The 17,410-nt window shown below is 44.4% G+C and carries 14 protein-coding genes and 1 pseudogene; 8 read left to right on the plus strand and 7 right to left on the minus strand.

What is annotated here, in order from left to right; all coding sequences use genetic code 11:
* Positions 1 to 170: 170 nt before the first annotated feature.
* The gene (locus ACQY1Y_RS17445) at positions 171 to 1,508 is read right to left on the minus strand and encodes an SUMF1/EgtB/PvdO family nonheme iron enzyme (protein ID WP_430013231.1); all 1,338 of its coding nucleotides are present in this window, start codon (positions 1,506 to 1,508) and stop codon (positions 171 to 173) included.
* A gap of 262 nt (positions 1,509 to 1,770) precedes the next feature.
* On the opposite strand from ACQY1Y_RS17445, the gene ACQY1Y_RS17450 reads away from it, so the two are divergent.
* The 3 genes from ACQY1Y_RS17450 (at position 1,771) to ACQY1Y_RS17460 (ending at position 7,668) form a co-directional block, all read left to right on the plus strand.
* Positions 1,771 to 3,231: an efflux RND transporter periplasmic adaptor subunit gene (locus tag ACQY1Y_RS17450; RefSeq protein WP_430013232.1), complete on the plus strand. Its 1,461-nt coding sequence runs from the start codon at positions 1,771 to 1,773 to the stop codon at positions 3,229 to 3,231.
* 223 nt (positions 3,232 to 3,454) lie between these two features.
* The gene (locus tag ACQY1Y_RS17455) at positions 3,455 to 6,520 is read left to right on the plus strand and encodes an efflux RND transporter permease subunit (protein ID WP_430013233.1); all 3,066 of its coding nucleotides are present in this window, start codon (positions 3,455 to 3,457) and stop codon (positions 6,518 to 6,520) included.
* A 155-nt stretch (positions 6,521 to 6,675) separates the two neighbouring features.
* Positions 6,676 to 7,668: an aldo/keto reductase gene (locus tag ACQY1Y_RS17460; RefSeq protein ID WP_430013234.1), complete on the plus strand. Its 993-nt coding sequence runs from the start codon at positions 6,676 to 6,678 to the stop codon at positions 7,666 to 7,668.
* 207 nt (positions 7,669 to 7,875) lie between these two features.
* On the opposite strand, the gene ACQY1Y_RS17465 is transcribed toward ACQY1Y_RS17460, so the two are convergent.
* The 3 genes from ACQY1Y_RS17465 to ACQY1Y_RS17475 are packed head-to-tail and all read right to left on the minus strand — an operon-like array spanning position 7,876 to position 10,270.
* Positions 7,876 to 8,727, minus strand: a complete 852-nt coding sequence (locus tag ACQY1Y_RS17465; RefSeq protein ID WP_430013235.1) for a hypothetical protein — start codon at positions 8,725 to 8,727, stop codon at positions 7,876 to 7,878.
* An 8-nt stretch (positions 8,728 to 8,735) separates the two neighbouring features.
* Positions 8,736 to 9,497, minus strand: a complete 762-nt coding sequence (locus tag ACQY1Y_RS17470) for a helix-turn-helix domain-containing protein (RefSeq protein ID WP_002794969.1) — start codon at positions 9,495 to 9,497, stop codon at positions 8,736 to 8,738.
* Positions 9,498 to 9,523: 26 nt separating this feature from the next.
* Positions 9,524 to 10,270, minus strand: coding sequence for a pseudouridine synthase (locus ACQY1Y_RS17475; protein ID WP_002755340.1), 747 nt, complete (start codon positions 10,268 to 10,270; stop codon positions 9,524 to 9,526).
* Between the two features lie 605 nt (positions 10,271 to 10,875).
* On the opposite strand from ACQY1Y_RS17475, the gene ACQY1Y_RS17480 reads away from it, so the two are divergent.
* Complete coding sequence (locus ACQY1Y_RS17480) at positions 10,876 to 11,175, plus strand: hypothetical protein (protein WP_430013236.1); 300 nt, start codon at positions 10,876 to 10,878, stop codon at positions 11,173 to 11,175.
* A 72-nt stretch (positions 11,176 to 11,247) separates the two neighbouring features.
* On the opposite strand, the pseudogene ACQY1Y_RS17485 reads toward ACQY1Y_RS17480, so the two are convergent.
* Positions 11,248 to 11,358 (minus strand): annotated as a pseudogene (locus ACQY1Y_RS17485) (type II toxin-antitoxin system HicA family toxin); the annotation flags it as partial.
* Positions 11,359 to 12,156: 798 nt separating this feature from the next.
* On the opposite strand from ACQY1Y_RS17485, the gene ACQY1Y_RS17490 reads away from it, so the two are divergent.
* The 3 genes from ACQY1Y_RS17490 to ACQY1Y_RS17500 all read left to right on the plus strand — a co-directional run bounded on the left by ACQY1Y_RS17490 (position 12,157) and on the right by ACQY1Y_RS17500 (position 14,596).
* Complete coding sequence (locus tag ACQY1Y_RS17490; protein WP_002737286.1) at positions 12,157 to 12,756, plus strand: superoxide dismutase; 600 nt, start codon at positions 12,157 to 12,159, stop codon at positions 12,754 to 12,756.
* Between the two features lie 189 nt (positions 12,757 to 12,945).
* Positions 12,946 to 13,740 carry an alpha/beta fold hydrolase gene (locus ACQY1Y_RS17495; RefSeq protein ID WP_002746955.1) on the plus strand — a complete coding sequence of 265 codons (795 nt, stop codon included), beginning with the start codon at positions 12,946 to 12,948 and terminating at the stop codon, positions 13,738 to 13,740.
* A complete protein-coding gene (locus tag ACQY1Y_RS17500) occupies positions 13,700 to 14,596 on the plus strand; it encodes a tRNA (5-methylaminomethyl-2-thiouridine)(34)-methyltransferase MnmD (protein ID WP_130758300.1) in 897 nt (298 codons plus the stop codon). Before ACQY1Y_RS17495 ends, ACQY1Y_RS17500 begins: the two co-directional genes overlap by 41 nt.
* 112 nt (positions 14,597 to 14,708) lie before the next feature.
* On the opposite strand, the gene sixA is transcribed toward ACQY1Y_RS17500, so the two are convergent.
* Both sixA and ACQY1Y_RS17510 read right to left on the minus strand, forming a co-directional pair.
* Positions 14,709 to 15,203, minus strand: a complete 495-nt coding sequence (gene sixA, locus ACQY1Y_RS17505; protein WP_002735419.1) for a phosphohistidine phosphatase SixA — start codon at positions 15,201 to 15,203, stop codon at positions 14,709 to 14,711.
* Positions 15,204 to 15,255: 52 nt separating this feature from the next.
* On the minus strand, positions 15,256 to 16,479 hold the full coding sequence (locus tag ACQY1Y_RS17510) for a DHH family phosphoesterase (RefSeq protein WP_016517103.1): 1,224 nt from the start codon (positions 16,477 to 16,479) through the stop codon (positions 15,256 to 15,258).
* A gap of 263 nt (positions 16,480 to 16,742) precedes the next feature.
* Here ACQY1Y_RS17510 and ACQY1Y_RS17515 point away from each other — a divergent pair, with 263 nt between their 5' ends.
* Complete coding sequence (locus tag ACQY1Y_RS17515) at positions 16,743 to 17,330, plus strand: hypothetical protein (RefSeq protein ID WP_430013237.1); 588 nt, start codon at positions 16,743 to 16,745, stop codon at positions 17,328 to 17,330.
* Positions 17,331 to 17,410: the final 80 nt, after the last annotated feature.

A 17,410-nucleotide genomic window follows, 5' to 3' on the forward strand; every position in this document is an offset into this window, starting at 1 on the left:
CCTGATTAACCCAATTATTGCCGGCGGAACGATTATTGCCGGTGGGATAATTATTGCCGGCGGGCGAACGCAGTTCGCCCCTACAAAATCGACCCGCCTAAGGGCGGGAAAGAAAAGGAAAAAGAAAAAATAGGGAATGAGGGTAAAAAGGGAAAAAAAGGGGAAAAGGGTTACAGAGTCCTCCCAGCACCGCACACCACCCGAAAACCGTTGCTGCTGTTGTTGTCGTCGCGGCGGTCGTTGCTGCTGCGGCAAGCAGAACGGCAGTCATCCGGATCGTTGCACCAAGAACCGCCCCGCAGAGGAGAACCATTATCATCCCCATTTTCTATCCAGACACTGCCATCCGTCGGCGCACCGTCATAGTTATCGTGCCAAGTATCGGCGCACCATTCCCAGACATTGCCGTGCATATCGTACAGTCCGAAGGCATTGGGCGGAAACTGTCCCACGGGAGTCGTTTCTTGTCGATATTCTCCCTTCGCTTCCCCGGCGTAGGTTTCGCTGGACCTGTAGTTGGCCAATTCCCCGGTAATGGTTTCCCCAAAGTAGAATGGGGTGGTGGTTCCAGCACGACAAGCGTATTCCCATTCCGCTTCACTCGGTAGTCGGTATTCCTGTTTTGTTTCCCTTGATAGTCGTTTACAGAATTCCGTTGCTTGATACCAGTTGACTCTTTCTACGGGTAGCTCATCCCCTTTGAAGCGAGAGGGGTTTGTCTCTAGGTCGATGTCTATTTTAGCGGTTGCAGCGATCGCTCTCCACTGTTCCTGGGTGATGGGATACTTGCCCATAAAGAAGGGGGGGACGTTAACCTTATGTTGAGGTCTTTCCCTTCTATATCCTTCCCAATTAAATTTTTTAACCAGTCTTTCGATTTCCTCGTCTTCTGTTCCCATCAGGAAAGTTCCCTCCGGAATGGCGACCATTTCTAAGGTAATGCCGTTGCCCAAATCTTCCCTAAAATATTGGGACTGTTTCGACTCTTTTTTGATTTGCTCACCCTTCGCATTTACTCGCACGATCTCAAAGTTAAATACTGATAACGGTTGTTTTGGCTCTTCCGGTTCAGGATTGAATTGATGGGTAATTGCTCTTTCTAGTTGCTCAAATCCGTCTTCTTCCCAATAATCAAGCCGGTGAATATCTCGCAGATTCAAGCCAACTTCTGACATTCGCAGATCAGGAATTTCGCATTCTTCTAACCTCATGGGAATAAAAAAAATTGTCCCCGGTAGCATCTCTCCCAAGGTATCAAGTGCAATCCTCAACTCCCGTTGGATGTATCCCTGTTTATTAGCCGATTTCCCTGACAGACAGGCGAGAAAAATCTGACTAGCTTTAATCGCTTTCGGAATTTCATCTCGCCAAATTTGACCCGGAATCAGGTCTTTTTTATCCAACCAAGGTTTATATCCCGCTTGCTTAAGGCGGTTATACAGTGCCAAAACTGCTGGTTTGTCCTCACTTGCATGGGCCAAGAAAATTTGGATCTCTGACTTTTTCATAACTTTTTCTTATGACCACAAGTAGGGGAGAGCCAGATTAACTGGCAGAAAATCTCTAAATAAACCATTTAATTGATTATTACTCATTCTTAATTCTCCTGACTACTGTCTCCTAACTACTGATTCCTCACCAACCAGGACAATTTGGGATTTTTACAGCAAGTCCACTTTCTCACTTTCCCCACCCGCGACCTTTTTCCGTTAGATTATAAATGGATACAAAACTTAACATTTTATCCACAATCTACCGAGAGGGCAGACCGTGCGGCCAGATACCCTAGAAAATAACCAGCATTCAGCCGATAATTCGCTAGTTCCCGAAGTTATCGCATTTAAACCCGAACTTGAGCCAGAGAAACCCGAATACTCGCCAAAACCGACAAAAACCAACTCTTGGCTATCGGGAGGAAAGGGTTTATTTATCGGTGTGGGATTGGGGGTTTTATTGACCCTAGGGGCGACTCGTTTCACTAATCGACCCCAAACAGCCCAAAACCCCAATACTCAGCCCGTAGCGGCAAAAAATGAAGCACCGGCACAAACAGTAACCACCACTAGGGTAGAATCTACTCCCGTGGCCCGCACCCTGAAAGCGACTGGAAGCGTGGCAGCCGATGAATTAATCCCGATTCTTTCCCAAGCGACGGGACTACAAATCAAAGAAATCTTTGTCGATGAGGGTGATATCGTTAGCCAAGGTCAAATTTTGGCTCGTCTCGATGATACCGTCCTACAAGCGCAATTAACCCAAGCACAGGCTAATGTCGCCCAATCCCGAGCGCGTTTGGCAGAATTGCAAGCGGGGAGCCGTAAAGAGGAGATCGCTGGAGCTAAACAAACTATTCAACGCATAAAAGCCGAAATTAGTCAAGCTCGATCGGATTGGGATTTGGCTAAAAAACGGGTCCAGAGAAACCAAAGTTTAGAAGCGGAAGGAGCGATCGCCCGGGATCGTCTCGATGAAGTCCTCAATGAAGAAAGAAACAAAGCGGCGATCGTACAACAGACCCAATCCCGTTTAGGAGAAGCAGAGCAGCAGCTGGCACAATTGCAAGCGGGCAATCGTCCTGAAGTGATCGCCCAAGCTACAGCCCAATTAGCGGAAGCTCAAAGCCGTTTAGCCATTGTTAAAGCCCAATTAAACGAGACGCGCCTGATTTCCCCAGTCAGTGGCAAAATTGCCGAAAGAAATGGCCGCATCGGGGATACCACCAACGGTCAAAATGCTCTCTTTAAAATCATCGAAAACGGCCGTTTAGAGCTAAGATTGCGGGTTCCTGAGAATCAATTGCCCTTAATCCGCGTCGGAGCGCCCGTTACTATCACTTCCGATGCTAATAGCAGTTTAAAATTATCGGGACAGGTGCGCGAAATTAATCCCATCGTCGATGAGGCATCCCGTCAAGCAACGGTTAAAGTCGATTTAACCGACAATACAGGGTTAAAACCGGGGATGTTTTTACGAGGTGCGATCGTGACGAATACTAGCAATAGTTTAACCGTCCCCATGACCGCAGTTTTACCTCAAAAAGATAATCAAGCTCTAGTTTATTTAGTGGAACCTGATAACACTGTTACCGCCAAAACTGTGCAATTAGGTCAAATTATGCCCAATAACCGCGTGGAAATTCTCACCGGTTTACAAGCGGGCGATCGCATTGTGGTCAAAGGGGCAGCCTATCTCGGTGATGGCGACAAAATTACAGCAATCAGCGATCAGTAATCAGTAATCAGTGATCAGTAAACAGTAATCAGTAATCAGTGATCGGTGAAAAGACAGTAGCAAACTGCCATTTGATCAGGCTCACTTAATATATACTGCTCACTCAAAACTTAAAACTTAAAACTCAAATCTGATAACTGATAACCGGTAACTGAAAACTCACATCTGGTAACTGATAACTTACCCACTGATAACTGATAACTGATAACTGATAACTGAAATTATGGCTTTTAATATTTCTAATTGGTCTATCAAAAACCCCATTCCGACGATCCTGATCTCCCTGGTTATGGCATTAATGGGATACATTGCCTTTCTAGGATTAGGGATCGATCGCTCTCCTAATATTGACATTCCGGCCGTGATTATCACTGTTAATCAACCCGGCGCCGGTCCTGAGGAATTGGAAACCCAAGTCACCAAAAAAGTCGAGGATGCGGTGGCTGCTTTGGGTAATATCGATCAAATTACTTCTACCATCAACGAAGGCAGCAGCACCACCACCGTTAACTTTATCCTTGGCACTAACAGCGATCGCGCTACCAATGATGTGCGTAATGCCATAGCGCAAATTCGGCAGGATTTACCCCAAGATACTAATGATCCAATTGTCCAACGTTTAGAATTTGCTGGGGGTGCGGTGATGAACTATACCATCTCCTCCCCGAAAAGATCGATCGCCGAATTAAGTGATCTAGTTGATCGTCAAATTGGCCGCGCTTTAACGGGAGTGCCGGGGGTAGCACGAGTCGATCGCGTTGGGGGAGTTGATCGAGAAGTGCGTGTAGATTTAGATCCCGGCCGTCTGATCGCCTACGGTATCACGGCCACGGCGGTTAATGACCAAATTCGTAGTTTTAATATTAATTTACCCGGAGGGCGATCGGAAATCGCCGGCAGTGAACAAACTGTCCGCACCCTCGGCAGCGCTGAAACGATCGAAGATTTAAGAAATTATCAAATCTCTTTACCTAACGGTGATAGCGTCCCCTTAAGCAATTTAGGGACAGTTAGCGATAGTTCCAGTGATCCTCGACAAATGGCCCTCTTAGATGGGCAGCCAGTGGTGGGTTTTTCGATTTTACGGGGGACTGGCAGCACCTTGGTGACGGTAGAAACAGCAGTGCGCCAAGAAATCGAGAATTTAAAGAAAAAACTGCCAGAAGATATTAAATTTCAATTAATTTTTACCCGTGCCGACTCAATTCGTGCTAGTTACGAAAGCCTTCTTAGCGATCTCCTGATTGGTTGTATGATGACGGTGATCACGGTGGGTCTATTTTTAGGCAATTGGCGCGCCACGATTATCACGGGTTTGGCCCTGCCTTTGTCGATTTTCCCGACTTTTTGGGTGATGCAGTCCCTGAATTATACCCTTAACGGTATGACTCTACTGGCGTTAGCTTTAGCTTTGGGTAATCTGGTGGATGATGCGGTGTGTATGGTGGAGGACATCGATCAACATTTAGCTATGGGTAAAAAACCCCTGCAAGCGGCTTTTGATGCCTCAAAAGAGATTGGATTAGCCGTTTTAGCCAGTGCGGCGGCAATTATTGCGGTATTCCTGCCGGTTGCTTTTATGGGCGGTGTGCCGGGCCAATTCTTTCAACCTTTCGGCGTTACGGTGGCGGTTTCTACCTTGTTTTCCAGTTTGATCGCTGTCACCGTCACCCCGATGTTAAGTGCCTATATTCTACAGCCGAAAAAGCTCAAAACTGGTGATAATAATCCCTCCTCGCGCCCCCGTTTTCGTCCCTACAAAAGTTTGTTAACTTGGGCTTTACGTCATCGAATCCTGACTTTATTGGCGGCTTTGGCCTTTTTTATCGGTAGTTTACAGTTAGTTCCCTTGATTCCAAAAGGGTTATTTAGTTCTGGGGATACTGGATTAAGTACCATAAGCCTAGAATTGCCTCCTGGTGCGACTTTGAATGATACTGTTGCCGTGGCCAATCAGGTGAATAGTTTACTGCAAAAAAATCCCGCCGTCGCTAATGTTTTGGCTATTCCGGGAGATTCGGGACGGATAAATACGGGCTTAATATATGTTAATTTGGTTCCTAAGGAACAGCGATCGCTAACTCAACGGCAATTTGAGGAACAAACCCGTCGGGATTTCCAGAAGATACCGGGGGCTAGAGTGACTTTTCGAGCGCAGGGGGGAGCAGGAAGCACTAAGGATGTCGCTATTATTTTAAAAAGTGAAAATGGCGATATTTTAACCCAAACTGCCCAAAAATTAGAGCGACAAATGCGAGCTTTACCCGGTTTTGTCGAGGTCAGTTCTGGGGTAAGTTTAGTTAAACCGGAGATTATTATTCAACCGGATCCTGTCCGAGCTGCCGATCAGGGAGTCTCAGTCAGAGCGATCGCCCGTACTGCATCTTTAGCTTTAATCGGCGATAATGAGTTTAATTTAGCTAAATTTAACCTTGCTGACCGACAAATTCCCATCCGGGTAAAAATTGCCAATGATGGACGCAGCGAGATAGAAACTCTGCAAAATTTGCGCGTTCCTAGCAGTAATGGGACGTTAGTTCCGCTTAACTCGGTGGCGACAATTAGCTTAGGTAGTGGACCTGCGGAAATTCAACGCTTTAACCGTCAACGTCAGGTTAATATTGGAGCTAATTTAGAGGGAGTTTCTTTGGGAAGTGCGGTGACACAAATTCGCGCTTTACCAATCATGAAAAACCTACCCCCAGAGGTGACAGAAGAACCCTTTGGTGATGCTCGCATTATGCGCGATATCTTTGCTCGTTTTTTGGGGGCGTTAAGTTTAGCAATTATTTCTATCTATGGGATTCTGGTATTGTTGTATAACAATTTTCTCTATCCCCTAGCGATTTTAACTTCCCTTCCTTTATCGATTGGGGGTACTTTAATCGCTCTTTTAATTACCCAAAAAGAGTTAGGTTTATACGCTTTAATTGGCATAGTTTTGCTGATGGGATTAGTCACTAAAAATGCGATTCTGTTAGTAGATTTTGCCCTGAGTGGTATTGAGTCAGGGAAACCGCAATTTAAGGCGATGATTGATTCGGGAGTCTCTCGTTTACGACCAATTATTATGACCTCCGTTTCCACAATTGCCGGGATGTTACCGATTGCTTTAGCTTTAGGTGCAGATGGGGAAATTCGCGCACCGATGGCAATTGCTGTTATTGGTGGTTTTACCACTTCCACCCTATTAACTTTGGTGGTTGTGCCGGTAATCTTTACTTATATTGATAGTTTTTACTATTGGTTGCGGGGATTATTTGTTAAACAAAAACCCACGTCGATTTAGTAGTAATACCGCACAGAAAACGGGTTTCTCGGAGAAACCCGTTTTCTACTCATGCACTCATGCAAAAAGGGGAATAAATAATCAGTCTTTAATAACCAGATTTAGTATAAAATATCTTGCTGAAAGCTTGAGAAAAAACCCAGAGAAACTAACCCATGAATCCCTTGACAGTCACACATCAAACTCTATCTCTTCCCGCCATGGGCTGCGGTACTTGGGCCTGGGGAAATCGTCTTCTCTGGGGTTATGATGAGAGTATGGATAGCCAGTTACAAGCGGTTTTTAATCTCTGCGTCGAGCGGGGTGTCACCCTATTTGATACGGGAGACTCCTACGGGACAGGCAAACTCAACGGACAGAGTGAGAAGCTATTAGGACGCTTTACAGGGGAATATAGCGGTTATAACGCTGATCATATCCGTATTGCCACCAAACTCGCCCCTTATCCTTGGCGTTTAACCCGTCATGCCATGGTGAAAGCTTGTCAAGCTTCGGCAACCAGATTAGGCCGCCCGGTGGATTTAGTGCAAATGCACTGGTCAACGGGCAATTATGCGCCATGGCAGGAGGGGGGATTATTAGACGGATTGGGGGATTGTCTGGAAAAGGGGTTAGTTAAAGGAGTCGGTTTATCCAATTTTGGACCGAAAAGATTGAAGTCTGCCTATCAAAAGTTTGCCAGTCGCAGCATTCCTATTACCAGTTTACAGGTACAGTATTCTCTCCTTTCTACCTATCCTCTCACTGACTTAGGATTAAAGGAACTATGTGATCAATTGGGCATTAAAATTATTGCCTATAGTCCCTTAGCTTTGGGTTTATTAACCGGGAAATATCGAGATAATAAAAACTTACCCACTGGATTACGTCGCTTACTTTTTGGTCAATTAATTCCCGCTATTTCTCCTCTGATTAGTTGCCTAGAAGTTATCGCCCAAGCTAAAGATAAAACTATTAGCCAAGTTGCTTTAAATTGGTGTATCTGTAAGGGAACAATTCCTATCCCCGGAGCTAAAAATGTTCGGCAAGCTGAGGATAATTTAGGTGCTTTAGGATGGAGTTTAGACAGTGGGGAAATAGCAGAATTAGATAAAATTGCCGCGGGTTTGGATAAAAAAATGGTACAAAATATCTTTCAAACTAAGTAGGGTTTGCTGAAAAAGCTTGTTGGTGGGGTGTGGAAAGAACCACAAAGACACAAAGGACACAAAGATTGATCGCTTATAAGTTAAACTGATCAGACAAAGAATAAGAGAGCCAATTTCCCCCCGATTACTCAAAAAACCAGCAATTTTTGAGGTCAAAAAAGCCTAAAGATATTATCCAAAAAGGTTTCTAGATTTATTCAGCAAACCCTAATTATTATCTTGAGAGACCAATTTTAAGCTAGGACGGGGTTGGATTGTTCCCCCGTAAGCGACGGCAGTATGAGGAGATAGGACAAGATGAGGAGATACACCCAAAGAAATTCGATAGATTTCCCCAGCTTTATCGATTAATTGCTGTTTAACTGGCTCTTTCGGCAAATTTTGCCGCCAAGCTAGGGGAATCCCCTCGATACCGTTGTACAATCCCGCCCAAATTCCCGCTAAAGTGGTGGTTAATTGCCGTTGATAGGGACTAGAATTAGCGCGACGCACGCTAACGGCGAAATCCTCGCTCGTTTGCAGAAAAGTATAAAGAGAAACTGCGATCGCAATTCCTAAAGGTGAGATATCTTTCACCCAAGCCGATAAAATGAACTCTAGGGGACGATTTTGCCCTAAAGCTGACTGAATCTGCTCTAATAGCTTATTCTTGGGGTTAATAGTTAGTAATTGCCCGATTAACTGATTTAAAGGCCTTTTTCCCTGTAATAACATACCTACCGCCTCTCCCCAAATTATCGCTTCTTGTCGGGTTAACTCGGAAATTAAACCCTTTTTCAGCCAAAAATTTAATCTAGCTTGCCAACGTTCTCCATGGTCAGGCCAGGTTAAAATTTCCGGCAACAGCACAAATAATAACGCCGATTCCGACTGCTGCCTAGCTGCGATCGCAATGGGCAAATCTTCCTGAGATTGCAGAGCTTGCAAAAGCAGGGTCGTCCTCGGTGTAGCCTCATAGTTAAAGGCTGGTATTAGGGGTTGATTATGCAAGGATTCCCCAATATATGCCCCGATTAACCCTCCCTGAAGGCGATCAAGGGGTGAAAAGACCTTCTGCATAAATTAGCTCAATTTGCCCGGTAGGTGACTTCCCCAACTTTGCCCGGTTGCCCCAGTTGTTTAGCATTGGCATTATTAACCGCAACGTAAACCCCGCCGGCATTACCCGCTCTCACGGTTAATTCTCGGTTTGCTTGCCAAGTGCGATGGCTTCCCTGGGGCAGCACACCCTCAAATTCTGTCTTGCCATCCACCACCACCCGCATCCAGCAGTCATCTTCCAGTTTTACCTCCACCACCAGCTGCTGATTATTGCTGGTTTTGTTGGCTACTGGTTGAAGGGGGTTGCTTTTCGGTTGGACAATTTGCTGTTGTGGTAAGGAAGGCGGTGGTAAGCGATTCGATTGCAGTACCGATTTTTGCAGGACGTGGGATAGGGTTTGTACGGAACCAATAACTAAGATTAAATAGAGAAAATAGAGATGAATCGGGCGAATTTGAAGACTCGGCAGCGATAAAGATGGTTTTGTTCCCCTGAAAAAGTTATTGACCTTGGTGGGAAAACGCCGGCTAATCGTCTCACCATCCAGGGACAGACTATCGGCAAATTGTTTGATTAACCAACGAATATAAATCGGTTCGGGCAATGCCTCAAGATTCCCCGCTTCCAGTGCTTCTAGGCGATGGCGCGGGATTAGGGTTTTCTGGGCAATTTCCTCGAGAGAAAGGGACTGTTCTAGGCGATTTTTTTGCAAATAAACGCCGATTTCCAGTAATTTGGTTCGTTGTTTATGCTGGGGATCAAGTTGTGATTGGAGAAGGCGAAACATATCGCTATTAGGGGCTGACTTTCAGCTTAGTTAATCTGGTTTTTTAAATATTTCAGTTCATCAAGGGTTAAAAAACGGTAATGACCCAAGGGTAAGGGGGAATTATTACCAGAGTTTAGTTTAATAGGACCGATGGCACTGCGATGAAGTTTCAGGACGTGATAACCTAATTCTTCAGCTACAGAGCGAATCTGCCGATTTCTTCCTTCCACTAAAATAACTTCTAGTAGGGTTTTTTGGTCGGTTTGCTTGAGTATCTCAACCTGTGCGGGTAAGGTTTTTTTTCCCTCTAAGAGGATACCTTCTCGCCAACGCTGGAGAGCAAGTGTATCAATCGCACCATCTAGCCAAACCCGATAGGTTTTGGGCAAATGATAACGGGGATGGGTGAGGGTGAGGGTGAGTTGACCGTCGTTGGTGAGGAGTAAAGCCCCAGTGGTGTTGATGTCCAACCTTCCTACGGGATGTAACCCCGTCTCGCTGGCGAGGGAGTCGGGCAAAAGGTCAATCACCGTCGGCCGGTTTTGTGGATCTTTACAGGTAGAAACCACGCCAATGGGTTTGTTGACCAGTATATACAATCTTTTGGGACGATTGGCCGGTTCAATTTTTTTTCCGTCTATCTCTAGGTGATCTTTTTCCGGGTCGGCTTTTTCTCCTAACTGCACGATTTTGCCATTCCGTCTGACTCGTCTGGCCACAATCATCTCCTCCGCCCTTCTTCGGGAGGCAATCCCCCACTGGGCAAGGATTTTCTGGACTCTCTCCGCCATTTTTTTTTAATTTTTAACCCTTTCTATCTCCTATTATAGGCATCCTAAAAGGGTTTTTTTCGCCCAAAAAGTGAAGAAAAACCGAATATCTCCGGCCGCCTCTTTGATTTTTTTCTTGGAAAACTTCTGAAAAAAAAGAGGAGTGATCCCTTGACTTGGGCGGCGGCTTCGGTTATACTTTTCTTATAATGAGAATCTTTGCGTTTTTTACTAGACTCCAAGACTGCATTATATATAAAGTCTTATAAAAATATTATGGCAAAAAGCCGTGAAAAAAGCAAGCAAAATTTTGCCGACAATTGTTAAAAAAGTCGGGTTAATTTTCCTGACGGGGGGATATGACTTTAAACGGGTTATTTCTCGGTTAAGTAGTCTTGCAAAATAAATTTCCTAGTGAAGATAGGCAAGAGGCAAGAGACAAAAGGCAAAAGCTTTATCGAAATATCTAACTAATTTTGCTTAGGTACTTATCCAAGCGGTAAACCTTGATTGATGATGAATTGGGGACGTAAATAACGGAGTTTGCGTCTCTTTGTTATAATTCAAAGGCTAGGCTATAATAACTCTTCATAAATACCGATAATTTTGGTCAAAGATGTAAAAAAATGAATATTCAACTCGTGGAATCTCTAGTTAATGCAATTAAATCCTTGTCCCTAGAAGAACAGGAATTGTTAGGAAAAAAACTCAAAGATCACCCCTCTTGGGAAATTGCATTAGAACGAATTGACGCAACTCGAAAAGCCATTTATGAACGTCGTCAGGGAAACCCATTTGAAACCGATGTTACTGAAATTATTCATCAAATGAGAGAAGAAAGAAATCGGCAATTGATAGAAGTGCGATGCCGAAGGCACTGCGTAGTAGTACGCCGATCTGGTAGGGTGCGTGTTTGCGGTTACTAATTCTGATGAAAAACTACAATTAATAATCCGCCGTAACGCCCAAATTTATCATCAAATTGGTGCGTTACGTTGTCAAATATCATCTTCAGTTAATCCTGAATCTTTGAGAATACCTTTTAATGTTCCTATCGGTAAATCTCGATTTACATGGGTTGGTATAACAATAATTGCAGAAACATTTTCGGTTCTTCGTTACTTGGTATGGTTCGATAGGGGGGCATAAATCGACTAAATCCTTATCTGGCAAGAGATTTAATTGATTAGTTCGCTCCAGATCGCAAACAATTGACAAAAATTGCGGTAATGTCTGTTTCTATAAGGGTTTCATCCCTTATAACCCCCGTCCATTGCATAACACAAACCGAAGAACCAGAAAATAGAAATAAATACATAGGGCAGCAATTCTCAATTTGCCCTGTAGCAAGGCTTTTGGGAGTTAGTTCGCATAATACGGGGTAAAATTCAATGGGATGGCGAATTTCATTTCACGAGTCTTCAGGCTTTTGAGATGATAGTACACCCAAAGTTGCCCCAAAAATCCCCCTTTAAAATGTTCTTTAAATCCCTAAAAGGCTTGCTCTAAAACTGAGAATTGCTGTCACTGCGGCGAAAAAAACCGAGCCGGACTCCCTAAAGACGTGGAAAAGAACGGCCACTGTGAGAGAGTAGTATCCATCGTCTCAGTCTTGAGATGCTCTGAAACTATGCACAACCACTGCTTGAGATATTTGTTTTTCGGCATTGCCTTTCACGATGCTCCTCTAAATCTCTAGCTTGATGTTCTCACCTTGAGTGTGTGACTGCTCACCTCTTTATAATAAACCTACACCTATCAGGGAGAAGGGAGGGGGGAGAAGGGAGAAAAAAGCTGATCGATTAGTGATCACTGATCAAGTCTCCTTCGGTGCTATGATCAAGGATGTAAAGTTTTATCAACACTACCTTAAACAAGCTCTCAAGAGAGGATATAAAGAACAACAGATGGCTTACACACTTCCCCCTTTACCCTACGATTACACTGCCTTAGAGCCTTGCATCACCAAAAGTACTCTAGAATTCCACCACGACAAGCACCACGCCGCTTATGTCAATAACTATAACGGTTTGGTCAAAGATACGGAACTCGATGCTCTCTCTTTAGAAGAAGTTATCGTTAAGGTTGCTGGTGATGCTTCTAAAGCTGGGGTTTTCAACAATGCCGCCCAAGCATGGAATCATAGTTTTTATTGGGACTGCATGAAACCGGCGGGTGGCGGTGCGCCTACTGGTGCTTTAGCCGCTAAAATTAACGCAGATTTCGGCAGTTTCGAGAAATTTGTCGAAGCTTTCAAAACCGCCGGCGCGACTCAATTCGGTAGCGGTTGGGCTTGGTTGGTTCTCGATAACGGTACTCTCAAAGTCACCAAAACTGGCAACGCTGACAATCCTTTAACCGCCGGACAGGTTCCCCTCTTAACTATGGATGTGTGGGAACACGCTTATTATCTCGACTACCAAAATCGTCGTCCCGATTACATCAGCGACTTTTTAACCAAGTTGGTTAATTGGGATTTCGTGGCTGCTAATTTAGCGGCGGCCTAAAAATTTGGCTCAGTTAATCAGTTATCAGTTATCAGTTATCAGTTATCAGGGGTTGGCGAGCAGAGAGAAACCATCCATAGGTTGGAGGTTAATACTACTCTTAAAACTGGCAAATCTCTCTAATATTAATTATCCTTAAAATAGATAACCAGAAAAAACTTTTTTAACATCGATCGCGCTTGTTGCACAATGGAACAACCTGTCAGTTGGATTATTCCCCGTCATCCCCGTCCCGATTATCCCCTGTTTGTATTTTTACCCGGAATGGATGGCAGCGGCCAACTATACCATCGTCAGATTAAAAACCTTGCTCCTTACTTCGATCTGCGTTGTTTGGCGATTTCCCCGCAATATCTCGGCGATTGGGAGGAATTAAGCGATTGCGTGATTGCTTTATTGGCACAGGAATTAAAGGGACAATCGAGAAAAGTCTATCTCTGCGGTGAGTCTTTTGGTGGCTGTTTAGCCTTGAAAATAGCGACAAAATCACCAAAATTGCTTAAAAAACTGATTTTAATTAACCCCGCTTCTTCTTTTAATCAAAGACCTCTTTTAAGCTTGGGAATCGGTATCACCCAGATGATGCCCGATTTCATCCATAGCAGCTCGGCACTAACTATTTTACCCTTTCTGGCCGCTCTGGGTCGAATATCCCGGGAAGATCGCCGCTCTCTCCTGAAAGCCATGCAATACGTCCCACCGAAGACGATTAGCTGGCGTTTATCCCAGTTACAACGGTTTCAGGTTAGTGCCAGCGAGTTAAAAAGTCTGCAATTGGAGGTGTTAGTGATAGCCAGTCAAGGAGATCGACTCTTACCATCGGTAGCGGAGGCTAAACGCCTAATTCAGCAGTTACCCGCCGCAAAATTAACAATTCTGCCCCATAGTGGTCACGCTTGCCTACTGGAAACCGATATTCACCTCAAAGACATTCTTCATCACCATGCTTGTCTCCCCCGAAGCTTACCCGCAAAAAGTCACTGAGGATGGTTCTTATACCTTTTTTTCGACCGAATTCGGCGAATGTTATCATTCTACCTCTGGGGCAAGGGAAGAAGCCGAGAAAAAATTTATCCTCTCCAGTCGTCTGGCAGCAAAAGCAGACCAGAGCAATAATCTGAAAGTTCTTGACATTTGTTACGGCTTAGGGTATAATGCCGCCGCAGCCTTGGCAGCCATTTGGCGAGTTAGGGGGGATTGTCGGGTAGAATTATTAGCGTTAGAAAGCGATCGAATGGTTCCCCTAGCAGCTATTAGAGAGAATCTCTTAAATAGTTGGAGTCAACCAATTCCCGAATATTTAAGTGATTTTGCCCATAATCACCGGCTGGACTTGCCTAATCTCACCGCTAAACTGTTAATCGGGGATGCGCGACAGACGATAACCAAGGTGATTGAGGCGGGTTTTCAAGCGGAGGCAATTTTTCTCGATCCCTTTTCCCCGGGTAAATGTCCGCAACTGTGGACGGTGGAGTTTTTAGCTTTAGTGGCCAAATGCCTGAGTCCGACGGGTTATTTAGTCACCTATTCCTGTGCTGCCTCGGTGCGAAGGGCTTTACAATTAGCAGGATTGCAGATTGGAGCCACCGATAGCGTCGGTCGGCGATCGCCAGGGACAATAGCCAGTTTTTTGTCCTTACCCCCATCTCTATCGGCACAGGAACGGGAACATCTGCAAACTAAGGCCGCTATTCCCTATCGAGACGAGACTTTAACCGACCCAGCCGAAGTGATTATACAACGTCGTCGCAGCGAACAGGCTCTCTCTGACTTAGAACCGACTAGCCACTGGAAAAAACGTTGGCAAAGAGCGGTGAGTTCGATCGAAATCTCGGAATGAGATTAATTGGGAAAGAATCCCCGGGCTAAAATTTGTTTGTATTGCTGATGCTGTCTCGGTTCTAGGGTTTGACTAGAGACAATTCTCGCTCGCGTTTTCCGAAAGTCCCACCCTATAGGAGTAATTTCGGGGCTGTCAACCAGAATAACTGACACTTACCTAGGGGATTTTGTTGATTGGGAACCTCTAGACCAATTATTCCCGCTTTTTTGACCGATAATTTTCCTTGAAACTTGCCCCAAACTAGCATTTCCGTCCAATAGCCTAAATCCGGTTCGTGGCCCACCAGTGCAATCGCGTTTTCCTCTCGCTGATAGTCGGACTTTTGCCACCACTGCACCCAATCTTGAATATTGCCATTGGGCGATAGGGGATTAAATTGCTCAATTTTACTGCTTAAACCCGCTTTTTGCAAAATTTCGGCGGTTTGCACGGCACGCACCAATGGGGAAGTGAGAATTAGGTCAAATTTCACCCCCAACTGTCCTAATCTTTGGGCAACTTTAGCAGTTTTTGCCTTACCTTCCTCGGTTAAAGGACGTTCCCTATCGTTGAGATAATCCTCCGATTGTCCTGCTAATCCATGACGCACAAAATAAAGTTTCATATCAGTGTCGGGTCGGTCTTGGCGATGATAATAGATAGCTGAGGTCTGATACTTAGGTGCGAATTACCTTTTCATCGGGGTTAACTAGATGGGAAAGTTTTTGTTTGATTTGGGTGTCATACATTTCCCACTTAAGTTTAGCGTATTCGGCATTATTATTAAAACCACCGAGGAAACCGATAGGAATTTCAAAACCTCCGGCCATATAACGGCCACCACCAAAAAAGCGACCTTGGTTATCTTGTCCGAAAGCTTCCTTAAGAAATTCATCGGGATCTAGGGTAATTTTACTGGTACGCATAGAACCAATGACTAACTCGATATCCTCATCTTCATCGTGAACGATACCATAAACTAAAGCCGTGTGAACATTTTCTTCTGTCACCAAAAAATCGGCAGCCTGGGGAATCGCATCTCGGTCATCATAACGCAAATAACCGACCCCGGCGATCGAATAATTATTTTTAATAATACGGTTTTTTAAGGCTCGTTCGATCACATCCATCACCCGTCGGGATCTGGCCGATTGCAGGACAGCGTTTAATAATTGAGCATCGTAGAAACGACTGAGATAACCAGCAGCAATAAATTCACACTCTTGCGCTTGCATTAAATTATTCGTATCCGATCGCAATCCGTGCATCAAAGCTGTGGCACACTTAACATGGACGGTATCGCTAGTATTAAAATTCAGTAACCCTTTTTGGATATATTGGGTTAACATCGTCGCTGTTGCCCGGATTTGGGGACGAATATCAACAAATTCCGCCTCTAGATCCCCTTGGCGAGTATGATGATCAATCACGGCAATAACGGGAATTTTTGCCTGTTTAACCAGAGTGGTTAACTGACTATTGGTTCCCTGACCATCGACAAAAACACAACCCTGATAAACCGAAAGATCTCTATCCTTGAGGGTATGGACTCCCCAACGTTTAGCTGGTAAACCTGTTAGTTTTACCAAAGCGACATTTTCCTGATGGGAGAGAGTACCCGCATAGACTATATCACAGTGAATATCGTACTGCTCGGCGATAATTTGATAGGCCCAGGCACTAGAAAGAGCATCGGGATCCGGGAAATCCTGCATCACCACAATTTGATTTTCGCCACGATGATTTTCCAAAGTACGTCGCAGGCGATCGATTAGGGAAATAAGTAGGGTATCATTACTAACCGTGACTGGAGGAAGGGGACATACTGCCGACGGTTCCCCTAACACTACATCGGTTTCGAGGGACTTGGCAGGAACTAGACTCAGTAATTCAGCCATCATTTTTAGAAAAGTTTGCTTAAGGGTAGATTCAGTCGGGATTTTTTGAGCTAATTAATTCTAGACGATATTCTGGCTCGATCGGTTCATCTCAAATATTAAGCTTTTCTTGCCACTAGCTCCCCACTGTCGGGCTATAACTCTAGTCTATCAAAAGACCTTTCCTGTTTGTTCTGGGAGAGCGGTTAGGAGTGAGGGCAATTAACCATCGCTGCCATTACCTGTGAAAATAGATAATTTAGATAGTCAACGCCTTACCATTAATCATGGATAAACCGATAGATATTGAAGTAGTTAGAACTGAAGCACTAAGAAAGCTAGGCAGAAATATAGTTAATTTTTCAAAGATTGAAGGTATTTTAAAGTATCTACTTTCAGTTAGTCAGATTGAGAGATTATCAACATCAACTTGTAACCAGTTCGTTGACAGTCATGAGAGATTTCGTAAGCGCACATTAGGTCAACTGGTTAAGGAATTACATAACACTGTGCTAGTGGATGATAGTCAGTCTGAACCTCAACTAGACTCTTCTGAGTTAGGTATGTCTTGGTCATTTAAGGCTACCTATAGTGACTCAGATTTCTTAAATGCTCAGAAACAGGCTCTCTCAGACATTGTGTTGGAACGAAACAAGTTGATTCATCAAGATTTAGCACTACTCAATACTAGCTCTATAGAAGACTATTATAAGTTAATCAGTTTTTTAGATGAACAAAACCCTCGATTATTAGCTCATCTTGAAGAGCTTGGGTGGATGCTAACCTCATTTATAGAGGGAATAAAAGACCTTCAAGAATTCATTAAATCACCAGACTTTCACCAGTTTATACACTCTAGCCAGTCCGATGCCTAACAAGTGCGTGTACAGGGAACGGCGGCAGACACTATCGGTTATGATGCAGACAGTTGGTCACACCCTGTCCCCAGGAAAAA

Origin of the sequence: Microcystis ichthyoblabe FBCC-A1114, from assembly GCF_050500245.1 — a bacterium.
Classification (GTDB): domain Bacteria; phylum Cyanobacteriota; class Cyanobacteriia; order Cyanobacteriales; family Microcystaceae; genus Microcystis; species Microcystis ichthyoblabe_A.